Raw genomic sequence first — 15748 nt, 5'->3', positions numbered from 1 at the left:
CGTCGATCGGGCGGGGTTAATGGCTTGCCGATCAACGTGGCGGGTTCCACGATCGATGCCATGCTCCGATCAGAGGTCATGGACTATTACCGGCGTGGCGGCGAGCGGGACCGGCTCGCCGACGGGCAGGGTCCGCTGGAGTACCTGCGTACCTGGGACGTGCTGACCAGGGTGCTGCCGAGCGCGCCGGCGGAGGTGCTGGACGTCGGCGGCGCGACCGGGGTGTACGCCGGACCGCTCGCCGCCGCGGGCTACCGGGTGCATGTGGTGGATCCCGTGCCGGAGCACGTTGCCGAGGCGGCGTCGCGTCCCGGTGTGACCGCGGAGGTCGGGGACGCGCGTGAGCTGCCCGCACCGGACCGGAGCGCCGATGCGGTGATGCTGCTCGGACCGCTCTACCACCTGCTCGATCGAGCGCAGCGGGTGTCGGCGTGGCGGGAGGCCGGCCGGGTGGTCCGTCCCGGTGGCGTGGTGGTGGCCGCGATGATCTCCCGGTGGGCGTCGATGTTCGACGGTTTTGTACACGCCTACTACGACGATCCGACGTTCCAGGGCTTGGTCGAGGGTGTCCTGGTCGGTGGGGTGCACGACAACGTCGATCCGGAGAAGAGCTTCTTCACCAGCGCGTACTTCCATCATCCGGAGGAGGTGGCCGGCGAGGTGAGCGACGCGGGCCTGGTGGTGGAGCGGGTGGTCGCGGTCGAGGGTCCGCTCTGGCAGGCCGGCCCTCGGCTGGCGGAGATCCTGGCCGATCCCGAGCGGACGGAGTTGATGCTGGACATGCTGCGGCGGGTCGAGGAGGAGCCGAGCCTGCTCGGCGCCAGCAGCCACTTCCTGGCGGTCGCCCGCCACCCGTAGCCGCTGGTTCGCGTACGTCCCGGGCCCGCCGTCCATGACGGCGGGCCTGTCCGTTTGCTACGCCGGCAGTAAAACCACACAACCAAAGATCGGTACGGCATCCCCGTCCGACCCGGCCCGGTCGGTCGCCGGAGCCGGCCCTTCGCAGGTCGCGCACCACTCTGGTAGGGGTGATATGTCCTGGATCACCCTGGATCGAGTCAAGGAGATGACAAGAAAGTTACGACCACGTGTTGACTGCCCACAGAAACGGGCGTAAACAAAAGCAAAGCCAACACGAGCAAGCGGGTGAAAGACATGTACGCCGAGGAACGCCAGCAGGAAATCCTGCGCACCGCCAGGGCGGACGGGCGCGTGGACGTGATGGCGCTGGCCGAGGGCATGAACGTGACGGCCGAGACGATTCGCCGGGACCTGACCGTGCTGGAGCGGGCCGGCATGCTCCGCCGGGTCCATGGCGGCGCGATCCCGGTGGAACGCATCGGCTTCGAGCCCGCGCTCGCCACCCGGGACGCCGTACTGATCGCGGAGAAGGAGCGGATCGCCAAGGCCGCCCTGGCCGAGGTGCCGGAGGAGGGGGCGATCATCCTCGACGCCGGCACCACCACCGCGCGGCTGGCCCAACTGCTCCCCACCGACCGGGAGCTGACTGTGGTGGTCAACTCACCGGTGCTCGCCGCGACGCTCGGCACTCGAAGCAATCTCAGTGTGCTGCTGCTCGGCGGCCGGGTCCGCGGCAAGACCCTGGCCACGGTGGACGACTGGGCGCTGCGTCCGCTCGCCGAGATGTACGTCGACCTCGCCTTCATGGGCACCAACGGCTGTTCGGTCGAGCGGGGGATGACCACTCCGGACCCGGCGGAGGCGGCGGTGAAGCGCGCCATGATCGCCGCGGCCCGCCGGGTGGTGCTGCTCGCCGACCACACGAAGATCGGCAACGACTACCTGGCCCGGTTCGGCACACTTGCCGACCTGGACCTGTTGATCACCGACAGCAGACTCGACGAGGAACTGGCCGACGAGGTCGAGGCCGCGGGCGTACGGGTGGTCCGGGCATGATCGTCACCGTCACCCTCAACCCCAGCCTGGACCGGGCGATGGAGATCGGTGCGCTGGTCCGCGGCGAGGTGATCCGGGCCGCGTCCGCGCACCTCGATCCCGGTGGCAAGGGGGTCAACGTCTCCCGGGCGCTGCTGGCGAACGGGGTGGCGTCGCGGGCCGTGGTGCCGTGCGGCGGCGACGAGGGCGCCCAGCTCGTCTCGCTGCTCAGGGCGGAGGGCGTCGACCTGATCGCGGTGCCGATCGCGGGGCGTACCCGGTCGAACATCACCCTCGCGGAGCCGGACGGCACCGTGACGAAGATCAACGAGTCTGGGCCGGTGCTCGCGGCGGACGAGTTCGCCGCGGTGACCGAGGCGGTACTGGCCGCGGCCGACACCGCGCGTTGGGTGGTGGCCTGCGGCAGCGTGCCGCCGGGCCTGCCGGCGCGGGCGTTCGGCGAACTCTGCGCCCGGCTGGTCGCCGCCGGCGTACGGCTCGCGGTCGACACCAGCGGGCCGGCGCTGCGGGCCGCCGCGCAGGCCGGCGCGGCCCTGGTCAAACCGAACCGGGAGGAACTGGCCGAGGCGGTCGGTACGCCGCTGCGTTCGCTCGGCGACGTGGTCGACGCCGCCGAACGGTTGCGCGGCTGGGGAGCCGGCGCGGTACTGGCGAGCCTCGGTGCCGACGGCGCGGTGCTCGTCGACGACAACGGGGTGGTCACCGGTGAGTCACCGGTCGAGTTCCCGCGCAGCACCGTCGGTGCCGGCGACGCGCTGCTGGCCGGCTTCCTCGCGGCCGGGGCGCACGGACCGGAGGCGTTGGCCGAGGGCCTGGCCTGGGGCGCGGCGGCGGTCAGCCTGCCCGGCAGCCGGATGCCCGGCCCGGAGGACCTGAACCGGCGCACCGTACGACTGCACGCCCGGCCGGACCCGGTCCGGCCGCTGATCGCGGGGGGATGACGGCCATGGCGGCAAAGTCACCACCCGAGGCAAAGACCACGGGGTACGGCGACAGACCCGGAACCTCCGGGATGACAGACGAACACACCTGCGCGCAGGCGCGAGCCACCCTCTGCGAAGGAGTCCCCTCATGGCCGTCTCATACACCCCCGAGGTCCAGGGAGCGGGGTTCAAGGCCCAGGTCCAACGGATCGGTGGCCATCTGGCCGGCATGGTCATGCCCAACATCGGCGCGTTCATCGCCTGGGGTCTGATCACGGCACTGTTCATTCCCACCGGTTGGCTGCCCAACGAGCACCTGGCCCAGCTCGTCGACCCGATGATCGGGGTGCTGCTGCCGGTCCTGATCGGATACACCGGCGGCCGGCTCGTGCACGGCCAGCGGGGCGCGGTGGTCGGTGCGGTCGCCACGATGGGCGTCGTCGTCGGCGCTGACGTGCCGATGTTCCTCGGCGCGATGATCATCGGTCCGCTCGCCGCGTACGTGCTCAAGCTCTTCGACGGGCTGGTGCAGGACCGGATCCGGCCCGGTTTCGAGATGCTGGTCGACAACTTCTCCGCCGGCATCATCGGCGGTGGCATCGCACTGGTCGGCGTCTGGGTGATCGGCCCGGTGGTCGAGCAGCTCACCACCTGGGCCGGTGACGCCGTCGACTGGTTGATCAGCAACAACCTGCTGCCGCTCGCCTCGGTCCTGGTCGAGCCGGCCAAGGTGCTCTTCCTCAACAACGCGATCAACCACGGCGTGCTCAGCCCCCTCGCGGTGGCCGAGGCACAGGAGACCGGCAAGTCCATCCTGTTCATGATCGAGTCGAACCCTGGCCCCGGTATCGGCCTGCTCACGGCGTTCCTGCTCTTCGGACCCCGCAGCCTGCGGCCGAGCGTGCCGGCCGCCATGATCATCCAGTTCCTCGGCGGCATCCACGAGATCTACTTCCCGTACGTGCTGATGAAGCCACGGCTGATCCTCGCCGCCATCGCCGGCGGCGCGACCGGTGTCGGCACCTTCATGATCACCGGAGCCGGACTGGTCGCCACCCCGTCGCCGGGCAGCATCTTCGCCTACGCGGCGGTCACACCCAAGGGCGGCTGGTTCGGGGTCTTCCTCGGCGTCCTGCTCGCCGCCGCCGTCTCCTTCGTGGTCGCCTCCGCGCTGCTCGGCTTCGGTCGGCTCAAGAGCGACCAGGAAGCCGCAGAGGAGATCGACGAGGCCGCGGCCGAGGGCCAACTGCCCGAACCGCGCCAGCCGGCCACCGACGGCAGCCCGGCCGCGACCCGTACGGCGAACGCAGAAGGCTGACCCACCACCGTACGAACGAGAGGGGTGCCCGCCATGGGCAGCATCAACGGCAAGGACGTACGCAAGATCGTGGTCGCCTGCGACGCCGGCATGGGCAGCAGCGTCATGCTCGCCAGCCAGCTCCGTAAGCAACTGAAGAAGTTCGAGGTCACGGTCGAGCACACACCGGTCAACTCCATCCCGGCCGACGCCGACGTGGTGGTCACCCACAGCGGACTGGCCGCGCGGGCCCGGGCCAGCGCCCCGGACAAGATCGTTGTGCCGTTCCAGGTGTTCATCGGCGACCCGGCCGTGACCAGGGTGGTCAAGGCGATCGAGAAGGGCGACGAGATCAGTGGCTGACAACCTGGCCGAACTGCTCGACCCCGCGGCACTGCGCCTGCACGAGACCGCGGTCGACCGCGACGACGCGATCCGCCGCTGCGGGCAGGTACTGGTCGACATCGGCGCGGCCGACCCCGCGTACGTGGAGACCATGCTCGCCCGCGAACGCTCCGTCCCCACCTACATCGGCGAGGGGGTGGCCATCCCGCACGGCACCCTCGCCGGCAAGGACCTCGTCCACCGCGACGCGCTCGCCGTGCTGCGGTTCCCCGAGCCGGTGGACTGGGACGGCCAGCCGGTCACCGTCTGCGTGGCGATCGCCGCCCGCGGCGACGGGCACGTCGAGATCCTGGCCCGCCTCGCCGACATCCTGCTCGACCCAGACCAGGCCCGCGAACTACGCGAGGCCTCCCAACCCGACGACGTGCTGCGCCTGTTCGCGGCGGCACGGGAGGACAGCAACTCATGAAGGTCGTTCGTTTCCACGCCCCCGGTGACGTACGGATCGAGGACGTACCGGAGCCCACCCCGGGCCCCGGCGACGTCAAGATCCGGGTACGCAACTGCTCCACCTGCGGCACCGACGTAAAGATCTCCAAATTCGGCCACCACCACATCCACCCGCCACGGGTGATGGGGCACGAGATCGCCGGTGAGGTGGTCGAGGCCGGTGCCGACGTCACCGGCTGGGCGCCCGGCGACCGGGTCCAGGTCATCGCGGCGATTCCCTGTGGGCAGTGCGCCGAATGCCGGCGGGGTCGGATGACCGTCTGCCCGAACCAGGAGTCGATGGGCTACCACTACGAGGGCGGGTTCGCCCAGTACCTGGTCGTACCGGCCAAGGTGCTCGCGGTCGACGGGCTCAACCGGATCCCGGACGGGGTCGACTTCGCCGAAGCGTCGGTCGCCGAACCCCTCGCCTGCGTCCTCAACGGACAGGAACTCGCCCGGGTCGGCACCGGCGACGACGTGGTGGTCATCGGCTCCGGCCCGATCGGCTGCCTGCACGTACGACTGGCGCGCGCCCGCGGCGCCGCCCGGGTGTTCCTGGTCGACCTCAACCGGGCCCGGCTGGACCTGGCCGCCGACCTGGTCGCCCCGGACGCGGCGATCTGCGGCGCCGAGGTCGACCCGGTCGACGAGATCCTGAAACTCACCGACGGCCGCGGCGCCGACGTCATCATCACCGCCGCCGCCTCGGGCGCCGCCCAGGAGCAGGCGATCCAGATGGCCGCCCGGCAGGGCCGGATCAGCTTCTTCGGCGGCCTGCCGAAGAACAACCCGATCATCGCCTGCGACTCCAACCTGGTGCACTACCGGGAGCTGACCATCGTCGGCGCCAACGGTTCCAGCCCCGCGCACAACGCCGAGGCACTGCGTCTCATCGCCACCGGGGCGGTGCCGGTCGCCGACCTGATCACCCACCGGCTTCCGCTGGACCGGGCGATCGACGCGTTCGGCATCGTCGCCCGCGGCGAGGCCATCAAGGTCACCATCGAGCCCTGAGCAGTAGCGGGCCGAGCTGAAGAGGGAGGGCCACCCATGCCCACGCGTACCGTCTCCGTTGGATCCGCCAGCGGTCTGCACGCCCGCCCGGCGGCGCTGTTCGTCGCCGCCGCCGCGGCACAGCCGGTCCGGGTCACCATCCGGGTCGGCGACAAGCGGCCGGTACCGGCCAACAGCATGCTCTCGGTGCTCTCCCTCGGCGCCAAACGCGGCACCGAGGTGGTCATCGAAGCCGAGGGGCAGGGGGCCGAGGCCGCCCTGGACACCCTCGCCGACCTGCTGGTACGGGACCTCGACGCGGAGGAGGCGGCCGATGCCTGAGCCGTCGGCCCCGCAACCGCTGCGCGGCATCGGGGTCAGCCGGGGGGTGGCCGGCGGCCCGCTGCTGCGGGTCGGTGCGGTCCCCACCCTGCCGGCACCGGCACCGGTCGCCGACCAGGCGGCCGAAGCCGACCGGGCGGTGGCGGCGCTGGCCGAGGTCGTCGCCGAACTCGGCCGGCGCGCCGACCGGGCCCGTGAGCAGACCGTCGCCGACGTGCTCCGGGCCCAGGCGATGATGGCCGACGACCCGGTGCTCGCCGACGGCGTACGCGACGAGGTGACCGCCGGGCAGGACGCGCCGCACGCCGTCGACGCCGCCTTCGCCACCTACCGGACGGCGTTCGAGGCGGCCGGCGGTTACCTCGCCGAACGGGTCGCCGACCTGGACGACCTGCGTGATCGGGCGGTCGCGGTCTGCCTGGGACTGCCGATGCCGGGCGTGCCCGCACCCGGACACCGGTACGTGCTCGCCGCCCGCGACCTCGCCCCCGCCGACACCGTCGACCTGGACCCGGAGCAGGTCGTCGCGCTCGTCACCGAGGTCGGCGGCCCGACCAGCCACACCGCGATCCTGGCCCGCGCGCTCGGGCTGCCCGCGGTCGTCGGCGTCGGCGGGCTGCAGGACCTGGACGAGGGGACCCTGGTGCTGGTCGACGGCACCACCGGCCTGGTCGAGACCGGTCTCGACGCCACCGCCCTGGCCGCCCGCCAATCCGTCGCGACGGCCACCGCCGGTACGGCAACCGGTACCGGGCCGGGGCGCACCTCAGACGGGCACCCGGTCGCGCTGCTGGCCAACGTCGGCGCCGCACGGGAGGTGCCACCCGTCGACGGGGCGGAGGGCGTCGGCCTGTTCCGGACCGAACTTCTCTTCCTCGACCGGACCCGCGAGCCCGGGGTGGACGAGCAGGCGGCCGCGTACCGGGAGGTGTTCGACCGGATGGACGGACGCCGGGTGGTGATCCGTACGCTCGACGCGGGTGCGGACAAGCCGCTGCCGTTCCTGCGTCAGGCGGAGGAGCCGAACCCGGCGCTCGGGGTTCGCGGGCTGCGGGTGGCCCGGCGGCAGCCGGCGGTGCTGCGTACGCAGCTCGAGGCGATCGCGCGCGCGGCGGCTGACACGGGCGCGGACGTGTGGGTGATGGCCCCGATGGTCGCCACCCGGGCCGAGGCTGCCGGTTTCGCCGAGGCGGTACACGCCGCCGGGCTACCGAAGGCCGGAGTGATGATCGAGGTGCCGGCGGCGGCGCTGCGTGCCGGTCAGCTCCTCGAGGCTGTCGACTTCCTCAGCATCGGCACCAACGACCTGAGCCAGTACACGTTCGCCGCCGACCGGCAGTGCGGCGACCTGGCCGAACTGCTCGACCCGTGGCAGCCCGCGCTGCTGCAGCTCATCGCCGTTGTCGCGGCCGCCGGGCGGGCCGCGGGGAAACCGGTCGGGGTCTGCGGGGAGGCGGCCGCCGACCCGCTGCTCGCACCCGTCCTGGCCGGTCTCGGCGTCACCAGCCTCTCCATGTCCGGACCCGCCCTGCCGTGGGTACGGGCGGCGCTCGCCGAACACACCTTCGCCGACTGCGAGCGGTTGGCGAAGCTCGCACTCGACGCCGACGACGCCCGCCACGCCAGGGCACTCGTCGGCGTCGCCTGACGCGGCAGCCTGCGACGGCCCCGAGCCTGCCGCGTCACGTGGCCCGGGCGTGCGTGGACGACTCCGCCGCGCGCCCGGGCCACCGAAGGCGCCGAACTCAACCGCAGGAGGTCTCCCGTTCGAGTCTCGCCGGGAGCATGCGGGTACCGCGGGCGTGGTCGTAGTAGGTGGCGTCCCGATCGGTGGCCGGTGCGAGGTCGATCGGCCCGTCCTGCTCGACGAGGGCGTCGTCGATCGCGCGGGTCCCGGCGTCGGACTTGACCCAGGCGCCGATCGGGTCGCTGAACAGCACACCCCCGACGTTCCACGCCACGTGTTCCAGGGCGGCGGCGTCGAGCGTGATCGCGATGGTCGAGCAGGGCGGCACCACGGCGAGGAGGAAGTACCCACCGTAGCGGCGTCGTTCGCCGAGCGGCGGACCGCCGATGGAGAAGTTCAGCAGATGTACGTGGCGCAGGGGGGCCGCCGAACGGTTCTGTAGCCGGGTGATGACGGTGCCATTGCCGTCGTCCCGCTCGTCCCAGTACGCCACCAGATCGGCGTTGCGGCGACTGTCCTGCTCCTGCTGCTCCCTGGTGAGATCCTGTTGCTCCGCGATGACCTGTCGCTGGCTGTCGAACGCGAGGTACGCCACGATCCCTCCCGCAATCGCCACCACGCAGGTCAGCACGCTCGCCGTCGCCTGGATCCAGAGTGCCCACAGTTCCGTACGGCGGTACCGGTTGTCGTCGTTGTCCGCCACGTCGGCGTCCTCCTTCGCGTTTTCGTCGGGTCCGATTCCGGGCAGCACAAGGGTAGGGGTGCTGGGCGAGCCGGTACCGGTTCGCCGGGTGCTGACAGAGACAGGAAAGCGAGCACTCTGGCGAACCCCCGCCGCTCAGGGTCGTACGATTGCCGCTCGGGATAGATGCTTGACGATCTTCGGGGGAAACCAGTGGTCGATCAGCCGGTACGTCGTGTCTTCACCCCACCGCCGCAGCCCGGCCTGTCCGGATCGGACGGTCCGACCACGCCACCGCCGCCGGACCCGGTACGCATCACCGGTGTGGCATCCGGCTTCATGACGGCGAAGGCGCTCTTCGTCGCCGCCGAGGTCGGCCTCTTCGCCGCGGTCCCCGGTGAGGGGGCGTCCGCCCGCACGATCGCCGAGCGGTGCGAACTGCCGGAGCGAAGCGCCCGCGCCCTCGCCGACCTGATGGTGGCGACGGGCCTGCTCGAACACGACGGGCAGCGCTACCGCAACGCGCCCGACGCCGAGGCGTTCCTCGCCGGCCGTGGACCCCTCGACCTGCGCTCGATGCTGCGTTACTGGGACACGGTCAGCTATCCCACCTGGACCAGGGCGTCCACCGCCTTCCGCACCCGCGAGGGCGTACGCGCCGAACTCGACGGGGCACAGACCCAGGCGTACGAGTCGGCGGTGGCCCTGGTGACGGCGGAGACGGCGGCGGACGTCGCGGCGGCGTACGACTTCGGCACGCATCGGCGGGTGCTCGACGTCGGCGGCGGGATCGGCACCTTCGCCAGGCCGATCCTGCGCGCCTTCCCGCAGCTGACCGCGACCCTGCTCGACCTGCCCGAGGTCGTGGAGGTCGCCCGCGAGGAGGTCTCCGGTGACCCCCTCGCGGACCGGATCGAGCTACGTGGCGCCGACGTCTTCGTCGACCCGCTGCCGGAGGGGCACGATGCGGTGGTCGTGGCGAACTTCCTGCACCTTTTCTCTCCGGAGCGCAACATCGAGTTGCTGACCCGGCTGCGTGCGGCGGTCGCACCCGAGGGCCGGCTGCTGCTGGTCGACTGGTGGCGGGACCCGGTCGCACCCCATCCGGCGACCCGGCTCGGGGCGGGGGAGTTCCTCATGATCAGCGGTGGGGACACGTACGAGGCGGCGGACGTGGCCCGGTGGCTTGAGGTGAGTGGCTGGCGGTTCGTCGCCCACCTGCCGCTGCCACCGCCGTCCGGACTGATCGTCGCGGAGCCGGTGCCGGAGCCGGAGCGGTGAGCGGGGACGGCTCGCCCGTTCCACCGCCGCAGCCGGGCGAGTCATCGGGCCCTTCCGCGGCCGATGATCGGCGTGTTCCGGCGAAGGCCTCCGGTGCTGCGGCGGCGCGTCCCCGGGATCGACTTCGCGGGATGAGGGGCTTTGCCGGTAGGTTCTTCGCCGTGGAGGAAGTCGACCGTGCCATCATCGCCGCGCTGACCGCCGACGGCCGCTTGTCGTACACCGACCTGGCCGAGAAGGTGGGACTGTCGGTGTCCGCGGTGCACCAGCGGGTACGCCGGCTGGAGCAGCGCGGTGTCATCACCGGCTACACCGCGAAGGTGTCGTTCGACGCGTTGGAGCTGCCGCTGACGGCCTTCGTGGCGGTGCGGCCATTCGACCCGTCGCAGCCGGACGACGCGCCGGAGCGGCTGGCCCATCTGCCGGAGATCGAGTCGTGCTACTCGGTGGCGGGGGAGGACTTCTACCTGCTGCTGGTGCGGGTGGCCGGCCCGGTCGACCTGGAGCGGGTGCTGCAGGAGATCCGTACCTCCGCCAACGTGACCACCCGGACCACGGTGGTGCTCTCCACCCCGTACGAGGGCCGGCCGCCGAGGGTCAGCCGCGCTCCGCAGTGACCGGCAGGCCGGCCGTACCGCCGGTGTTCCAGCGCAGGATCACCCGGCGTTCGTGCTCGTAGCCGAGCGCGGAGAGGGTGGCGGTGTCCAGCCGGAGCAGCCCGCCGCCGCTGGCGGGTAGGCCGATCCAGCGGGCACCGGCGACCCGGAGGCTGTGCCCGTGTGCGACCAGGGCGACGTCGCCCTGGTCGAGCAGCTCGGTGGCCCGGTCCAGGACCAGGTCGAGCCGGCCCCCGACCTGCTCGGGGGACTCACCGTCCGGGCATCCGTCGGTCCACAGGTTCCAGTCGGGGCGCTCCTGCTGGATCTCCTTGGTGGTGCGTCCCTCGTAGTCGCCGTAGTTCCACTCGGCGAGGTTGTCATCGACCGAGGTGACGCTCAGGCCCGCCAGTTCGGCGGTGCGCAGCGCCCGGGTGCGGGGGCTGGAGATGACGGCGGCGAATCGCCGGCCGGCGAGCTGGTCGCGGGCCGCGCGGGCCTGGCGCTCCCCGTCTGCGGTGAGGGCCAGATCGGTGTACGAGGTGTGCCGGTGTGCGGCACTCCACTCGGTTTCGCCGTGCCGGATGAGAACGATCTCTGCCACCTGGTTAGTTAAGCACGCCGCCTGACACCTAGCTTCCTAGGATGCCGTACACGATGTGGGCCCACCCACCGAAGCCGCGAAGGTTTTCACCGACCCCGGACCGGGGACTCACAAGAAGGCCGAACACCGGACTAGTCACGAGGAGTCGAGATGAGCCTCACCGATAAGGCCAAGCAGAAGGCCGAACAGATGACGGGCGCCGCCAAGGAGAAGTACGGCGACGCGACCGACAACGAGCAGATGCGCGCCGAGGGATCCCGGCAGCAGGCGGGCGCCAAGGCCAAGCAGGCCGGCGAGAACGCCAAGGACGCCGGCAAGAACATGAAGGACGCCTTCAACAAGTAGTCGCGCATACGGCAGTGGGGCCACCGGTGATCACCGGTGGCCCCACTGGTCGTACGGGGGAGATCAGGCGAGGGCGCTCGGCTCGTGGGTCGCCCACCACGCCTGCCCCGATTCGGGCAGCGTGTCGATCGGGTCGTAGTAGGCGTATCGCCGGCCGACCGCGGCCAGGTCGGCCGACTCGATGGAGGTGCGGTAGTTCTTGGTCCAGTAGGAGATGCCGCGTTCGCGGTCGTACTCGGTGAGCATGTGCACCCAGCGCTTGCCGACGAACGGCACGTCGCAGACGATCCGGGGGGTGGCGTAACCGGGTAGGTAGCCCATCATGTCGTGCTGGAGTTGTTGGGCGTGCCAGACCGGTACCCGCCAGTGTTCGGCGTTGGGGATCATGTCGCACATGTAGAAGTAGTACGGCAGGATGCCCGCCTCGCCTTGGAGCGCGAAGCAGAGGTCGAGCAGGTCCGGCGCGGTGGCGTTCACGCCGCGCATGAGGACGCCCTGGTTGCGTACGTCGCGTACGCCGACCTCGAGTGCGGTCTGTGCCGCTCGGGCGACGAGCGGGGTGAGTGACTGGGCGTGGTTGACGTGGGTGTGGATGGCGAGGTTGACGCCTCGGCGGGCGGCGGTGCGTGCGACGCGTTCGAGGCCCTCGACGACGTCGGGTTGCAGCCAGTGCTGGGGGAGTCCCATCAGGGCTTTGGTGGCGAGCCGGATGTCGCGGATGGTTTCGATTTCGAGTAGGCGCATCAGGTACGACTCGAGGTTGCGCCAGGGGACGTTGGCCACGTCGCCGCCGGAGACGACGACGTCGCGTACGCCGGGGTGGGCGCGGAGGTAGTTGATGTGGCCGTCGTAGCGCTCGACCGGCTTGAGGCTGAGTTTGAGCTTGTCGACGGTGGGGGTGGAGTTGCCGACGAGGTCCATCCGGGTGCAGTGCCCGCAGTACTGAGGGCAGGTGGAGAGCAGTTCGGCGAGGACCTTGGTGGGGTAGCGGTGGGTGAGGCCCTCGGCGACCCACATGTCGTGTTCGTGGAGTGAGTCGCGGGTCGCGTACGGGTGTGAGGGCCAGTCGGTGCGCCGGTCCGAGGCGACCGGGATCATGTAGCGCCGGATCGGGTCGGCCAGGAACGCCTCGGTGGTCATCGGCGCGTCCGGCACCATCGTGTTGATCATCTGTGGTGGGACCAGCATCGACATGGTGGCGAGTGCGGCCTGGTCGGCGGCGAGGTCGGTGTAGAAGCTGTCGTCGACGAGGTCGCCGAGTACGCCACGGAGCTGTTTGGCGTTCTTGACGCAGTTGACGCGTTGCCACTGGGCCGATTCCCACTGTTCGCGGGTGACGTGGCGCCAGCCGGGGAAGCGGGTCCAGTCGGGTTCGACGAGTGGTCGGCGGCGGTATTCGTACGGTTGGCCGGCGAGTGGTGTGGTGGTGTCGGTCGGCCGCGGCTGCGGGATGGCCTCAACTGGGTGTGTTTGCGTCACGGACCCTCCTCGGGCTGCGCGGTACCGGTGACGGTCCGAAGGCTACTGGAAAATATCCTGTGCAGGAATTATTCTGCCGTAAGTTTTCCCGCAACGCGATCTGTTGGCAACGTGACTGACTTTGGAAGGGGCGCTTCGATGACCTCACCCGTGGGGCTGCACCGTGTGCTCGAACCGGTCGGCGTGTTGCCTCAGGCGGCGTGGCGGCTGGATCCGGCTGGCCCGGTGGGCGTGGACGAGGTGCGGATCCGGGTGGAGCGGCTGAACCTGGACGCGGCGAGCTTCCGGCAGTTGTCGGAGAAGCACGGCGGTGACGGGGCGGCGGTGCGGGCCGAGGTCCTGGAGATCATTTCTTCTCGGGGCAAGATGCATAATCCGGTCACGGGTTCGGGCGGGATGCTGATCGGTGTGGTGGACGAGGTCGGGCCGTCCTCGCCGCTGCGGTTGAAGCCCGGCGACCGGGTGGCGACGCTGGTGTCGCTGACGCTGACCCCGCTGGTGGTCACGGACGCCCTGGCGGGCTGGGACGGGCTCGGCGAGCAGGTGCCGTGTGCCGGGTACGCGGTGTTGTTCGCGCGGTCGGTGGTCGCGGTGCTGCCCGACGATCTCGACGCGCGGTTGAGTCTGGCGGTGCTGGACGTGTGTGGGGCGCCGGCGCTGACCGCCCGGGTGGTGTCGGGGTACGTGTCGCCGTCGGTGGCGGTGCTGGGTGGGGGCGGTAAGAGCGGGGCGTTGGCGTTGGCTGCCGCGCGGCGGGCGGGTGCCGGTCGTACGGTGGGGGTGGTTCCGGTGGCGGCGGAGCGCGACCGGCTGCTCGCGGCCGGGCTGGCGTCGGAGGTCGCGTTGGCCGACGCTCGTGACCCGGTGGCGTTGGCGGCGGCGGTGTCCGGTGCGTTGGGTGGTCCGGCGGACGTGACGGTGGTCTGCGTGGACGTGCCGGGGTGTGAGCACGGGGCGATCCTGGCGACCGCGGACGGCGGTACGGTGATCTTCTTCTCGATGGCGACGAGTTTCGCGGCGGCGGCGTTGGGCGCGGAGGGGTTGGCCGCGGACGTGACCATGCTGGTCGGGAACGGGTATGTGCCCGGGCACGCCGAGCTGGCGTTGGATCTGGTGCGGTCCGAGCCCGGGGTGCGTGCGTTGTTCCAGGCCCGGGTCGCGGCAGACTGATCACATGACTTCCCCCTCGACTCTGTACCGCGGTGGCCACCTCTACTGCCCTGGTGATCCGACGGCGACCGCGTTGTTGGTCCGCGGCGACCGGATTGCCTGGATCGGCGCTGATGCGGACGCGCCGGCCGCCGATGTGGTGGTGGATCTGGCGGGTGCGCTGGTGACGCCGGCGTTCGTGGATTCGCACGTGCACGCGACCGACACCGGGCTGGCGTTGTCCGGGCTGGATCTGTCGTCGACCCGGTCGGGAGCGGAGGTGACCGCGGCGGTGGCGGCGTTCGCGGCGGCCCTGCCGGTGGACGCGGTGGTGTTGGGGCATGGTTGGGACGAGTCGTCCTGGTCGGATCAGCGGCCGCCGTCGGCGGCAGAGTTGGATCGGGCGGCAGGTGGGCGGCGGGTGTACCTGTCGCAGGCGTCGATCCATTCGGCGTTGTGTTCGTCGGCGTTGTTGGCGGCGGCGCCGGAGGTGGTGTCGGCGGCGGGGTACGACGCGTCGGGTTGGTTGCGGCGCGACGCGCACCATGTGGTGCGGGCGTTGGCGTTCGGGTCGGTGACCCGGGAGCAGCGGGTGGCGGCGCAGCGGGTGGCGTTGGCGCGGGCGGCGTCGTTGGGGATCGCGGCGGTGCACGAGTGCGGTGGCCCGGACATTTCCGACGAGGTGGATTTCGCGGGTGTGTTGGCGCTGTCCGGTGACGGTGGGCCGGAGGTGTTCGGCTACTGGGGTGAGTTGATGGGGGCGGCGCGGGCGCGGGAGTTGGGCGCGGTGGGTGCCGGTGGGGATCTGTTCGCCGACGGGGCGTTGGGTTCGCGTACGGCGCATCTTTCGTCGGCGTACCTGGATGGTGACGAGGGTGCGTGTGGGCACGGGTACGTGTCGGCGGAGCAGGTCCGTGACCATCTGTTGGATTGTGCGCGGCACGGGATGCAGGGCGGGTTCCATGCGATCGGGGACGCGGCGATCGGGACGGTGCTGGACGGGTTCGCGCAGGCGGCGGGGACGTTGGGGGTGGACCGGTTGCGGGCGGCCCGGCACCGGGTGGAGCACGCGGAGATCATGAGCAAGCGGCTGATTGCCGGTTTTGTGGAGTACGGGATCGTGGCGAGCATGCAGCCGGCGTTCGACCGGTTGTGGGGTGGCGAGGATCGGATGTACGCCCAGCGTCTGGGGGTGGCGCGGTCGTTGGATTCGAATCCGATGGGTGCGATGCACGGGGTGGGTGTGACGTTGGCGTTCGGGTCGGATTCGCCGGTGACGCCGTTGGATCCGTGGGGTTCGGTGCGGGCGGCGGTGGCGCATTTCAATCCGGCGCAGCGGATGAGTGCGCGGGCGGCGTTCGCGGCGCACACCCGTGGTGGGTGGCGGGCGGTGTTCCGGGACGACGAGGGTGTGTTGGCGCCGGGTGCGCCGGCGACGTTCGCGGTGTGGTCGGTGCCGGCGGGGGTGGAGCGGGGGCTGCCGGTGCTGGTGGCCTCGGATGTGGAGTTGCGGGGGCCGGAGGATCCGACGCCGTTGCCGGTGTGTCGGCGTACGGTGCGGCGCGGTCAGGTGATCTACGAGGCGCTCGATTGAGCCGCCCCGGCGGGTTTCGAGA

17 protein-coding genes are annotated in these 15748 nt (G+C 71.1%); 14 read left to right on the top strand and 3 right to left on the bottom strand.

The annotated features are described in order from the left end of the window. Positions 1 to 60: 60 nt before the first annotated feature. The 9 genes from AB0J90_RS13300 to ptsP all read left to right on the top strand — a co-directional run bounded on the left by AB0J90_RS13300 (position 61) and on the right by ptsP (position 7957). Entirely contained in the window at positions 61 to 858 is a 798-nt protein-coding gene (locus AB0J90_RS13300; protein WP_363595412.1) for a class I SAM-dependent methyltransferase, read from the top strand. A gap of 297 nt (positions 859 to 1155) precedes the next feature. After that, positions 1156 to 1917: a DeoR/GlpR family DNA-binding transcription regulator gene (locus AB0J90_RS13295; protein WP_363595679.1), complete on the top strand. Its 762-nt coding sequence runs from the start codon at positions 1156 to 1158 to the stop codon at positions 1915 to 1917. After that, positions 1914 to 2858 carry a 1-phosphofructokinase gene (gene pfkB, locus AB0J90_RS13290; protein WP_363595410.1) on the top strand — a complete coding sequence of 315 codons (945 nt, stop codon included), beginning with the start codon at positions 1914 to 1916 and terminating at the stop codon, positions 2856 to 2858. Before AB0J90_RS13295 ends, pfkB begins: the two co-directional genes overlap by 4 nt. A gap of 130 nt (positions 2859 to 2988) precedes the next feature. Beyond that, positions 2989 to 4158, top strand: a complete 1170-nt coding sequence (locus AB0J90_RS13285) for a PTS mannitol transporter subunit IICB (protein WP_363595408.1) — start codon at positions 2989 to 2991, stop codon at positions 4156 to 4158. A 33-nt stretch (positions 4159 to 4191) separates the two neighbouring features. Continuing rightward, positions 4192 to 4500 carry a PTS lactose transporter subunit IIB gene (locus AB0J90_RS13280; protein WP_363595406.1) on the top strand — a complete coding sequence of 103 codons (309 nt, stop codon included), beginning with the start codon at positions 4192 to 4194 and terminating at the stop codon, positions 4498 to 4500. Further along, positions 4493 to 4951 (top strand): PTS sugar transporter subunit IIA, encoded by a 459-nt coding sequence (locus AB0J90_RS13275; protein ID WP_363595404.1) that lies wholly within the window; start codon positions 4493 to 4495, stop codon positions 4949 to 4951. Before AB0J90_RS13280 ends, AB0J90_RS13275 begins: the two co-directional genes overlap by 8 nt. Continuing rightward, positions 4948 to 5988: a zinc-dependent dehydrogenase gene (locus AB0J90_RS13270; RefSeq protein ID WP_363595402.1), complete on the top strand. Its 1041-nt coding sequence runs from the start codon at positions 4948 to 4950 to the stop codon at positions 5986 to 5988. Before AB0J90_RS13275 ends, AB0J90_RS13270 begins: the two co-directional genes overlap by 4 nt. A gap of 36 nt (positions 5989 to 6024) precedes the next feature. Continuing rightward, positions 6025 to 6309, top strand: coding sequence for an HPr family phosphocarrier protein (locus tag AB0J90_RS13265; protein ID WP_363595400.1), 285 nt, complete (start codon positions 6025 to 6027; stop codon positions 6307 to 6309). Then, entirely contained in the window at positions 6302 to 7957 is a 1656-nt protein-coding gene (gene ptsP / locus AB0J90_RS13260; RefSeq protein WP_363595398.1) for a phosphoenolpyruvate--protein phosphotransferase, read from the top strand. The genes AB0J90_RS13265 and ptsP overlap by 8 nt, the downstream gene beginning before the upstream one ends. Positions 7958 to 8054: 97 nt before the next feature. Here the strand turns inward: ptsP and AB0J90_RS13255 are convergent, their stop codons facing one another. After that, on the bottom strand, positions 8055 to 8699 hold the full coding sequence (locus AB0J90_RS13255; protein ID WP_363595396.1) for a hypothetical protein: 645 nt from the start codon (positions 8697 to 8699) through the stop codon (positions 8055 to 8057). A 192-nt stretch (positions 8700 to 8891) separates the two neighbouring features. Between AB0J90_RS13255 and AB0J90_RS13250 the strand changes: the two genes are divergently transcribed. After that, positions 8892 to 9959 (top strand): methyltransferase, encoded by a 1068-nt coding sequence (locus tag AB0J90_RS13250; RefSeq protein WP_363595394.1) that lies wholly within the window; start codon positions 8892 to 8894, stop codon positions 9957 to 9959. A 161-nt stretch (positions 9960 to 10120) separates the two neighbouring features. Continuing rightward, the gene (locus AB0J90_RS13245; RefSeq protein WP_363595392.1) at positions 10121 to 10576 is read left to right on the top strand and encodes an Lrp/AsnC family transcriptional regulator; all 456 of its coding nucleotides are present in this window, start codon (positions 10121 to 10123) and stop codon (positions 10574 to 10576) included. On the opposite strand, the gene AB0J90_RS13240 is transcribed toward AB0J90_RS13245, so the two are convergent. Further along, the gene (locus AB0J90_RS13240; protein WP_363595390.1) at positions 10557 to 11159 is read right to left on the bottom strand and encodes a histidine phosphatase family protein; all 603 of its coding nucleotides are present in this window, start codon (positions 11157 to 11159) and stop codon (positions 10557 to 10559) included. The two genes, AB0J90_RS13245 and AB0J90_RS13240, sit on opposite strands and share 20 nt — an antisense overlap. A gap of 150 nt (positions 11160 to 11309) precedes the next feature. On the opposite strand from AB0J90_RS13240, the gene AB0J90_RS13235 reads away from it, so the two are divergent. Continuing rightward, entirely contained in the window at positions 11310 to 11504 is a 195-nt protein-coding gene (locus AB0J90_RS13235) for a CsbD family protein (protein WP_363595388.1), read from the top strand. A 63-nt stretch (positions 11505 to 11567) separates the two neighbouring features. Here the strand turns inward: AB0J90_RS13235 and AB0J90_RS13230 are convergent, their stop codons facing one another. Next, positions 11568 to 12956 carry a lysine 2,3-aminomutase gene (locus tag AB0J90_RS13230; RefSeq protein WP_363595677.1) on the bottom strand — a complete coding sequence of 463 codons (1389 nt, stop codon included), beginning with the start codon at positions 12954 to 12956 and terminating at the stop codon, positions 11568 to 11570. Positions 12957 to 13121: 165 nt separating this feature from the next. Between AB0J90_RS13230 and AB0J90_RS13225 the strand changes: the two genes are divergently transcribed. Then, positions 13122 to 14153, top strand: coding sequence for a zinc-binding alcohol dehydrogenase (locus AB0J90_RS13225; RefSeq protein ID WP_363595386.1), 1032 nt, complete (start codon positions 13122 to 13124; stop codon positions 14151 to 14153). A gap of 4 nt (positions 14154 to 14157) precedes the next feature. After that, positions 14158 to 15726: an amidohydrolase family protein gene (locus AB0J90_RS13220; RefSeq protein ID WP_363595384.1), complete on the top strand. Its 1569-nt coding sequence runs from the start codon at positions 14158 to 14160 to the stop codon at positions 15724 to 15726. Positions 15727 to 15748: the final 22 nt, after the last annotated feature.

The sequence above is a fragment of the Micromonospora sp. NPDC049523 genome, from assembly GCF_040676775.1.
Lineage (GTDB): Bacteria > Actinomycetota > Actinomycetes > Mycobacteriales > Micromonosporaceae > Micromonospora_G.
This window is presented reverse-complemented; position numbering and strand designations above follow the sequence as displayed.

Excerpts from the sequence above, each read along its gene's own strand:
- AB0J90_RS13300 (WP_363595412.1), top strand. The coding sequence starts at position 61 with ATGCTCCGATCAGAGGTCATGGACTATTACCGGCGTGGCGGCGAGCGG.
- AB0J90_RS13295 (WP_363595679.1), top strand. The coding sequence starts at position 1,156 with ATGTACGCCGAGGAACGCCAGCAGGAAATCCTGCGCACCGCCAGGGCG.
- pfkB (WP_363595410.1), top strand. The coding sequence starts at position 1,914 with ATGATCGTCACCGTCACCCTCAACCCCAGCCTGGACCGGGCGATGGAG.
- AB0J90_RS13285 (WP_363595408.1), top strand. The coding sequence starts at position 2,989 with ATGGCCGTCTCATACACCCCCGAGGTCCAGGGAGCGGGGTTCAAGGCC.
- AB0J90_RS13280 (WP_363595406.1), top strand. The coding sequence starts at position 4,192 with ATGGGCAGCATCAACGGCAAGGACGTACGCAAGATCGTGGTCGCCTGC.
- AB0J90_RS13270 (WP_363595402.1), top strand. The coding sequence starts at position 4,948 with ATGAAGGTCGTTCGTTTCCACGCCCCCGGTGACGTACGGATCGAGGAC.
- AB0J90_RS13265 (WP_363595400.1), top strand. The coding sequence starts at position 6,025 with ATGCCCACGCGTACCGTCTCCGTTGGATCCGCCAGCGGTCTGCACGCC.
- ptsP (WP_363595398.1), top strand. The coding sequence starts at position 6,302 with ATGCCTGAGCCGTCGGCCCCGCAACCGCTGCGCGGCATCGGGGTCAGC.
- AB0J90_RS13235 (WP_363595388.1), top strand. The coding sequence starts at position 11,310 with ATGAGCCTCACCGATAAGGCCAAGCAGAAGGCCGAACAGATGACGGGC.
- AB0J90_RS13225 (WP_363595386.1), top strand. The coding sequence starts at position 13,122 with ATGACCTCACCCGTGGGGCTGCACCGTGTGCTCGAACCGGTCGGCGTG.
- AB0J90_RS13220 (WP_363595384.1), top strand. The coding sequence starts at position 14,158 with ATGACTTCCCCCTCGACTCTGTACCGCGGTGGCCACCTCTACTGCCCT.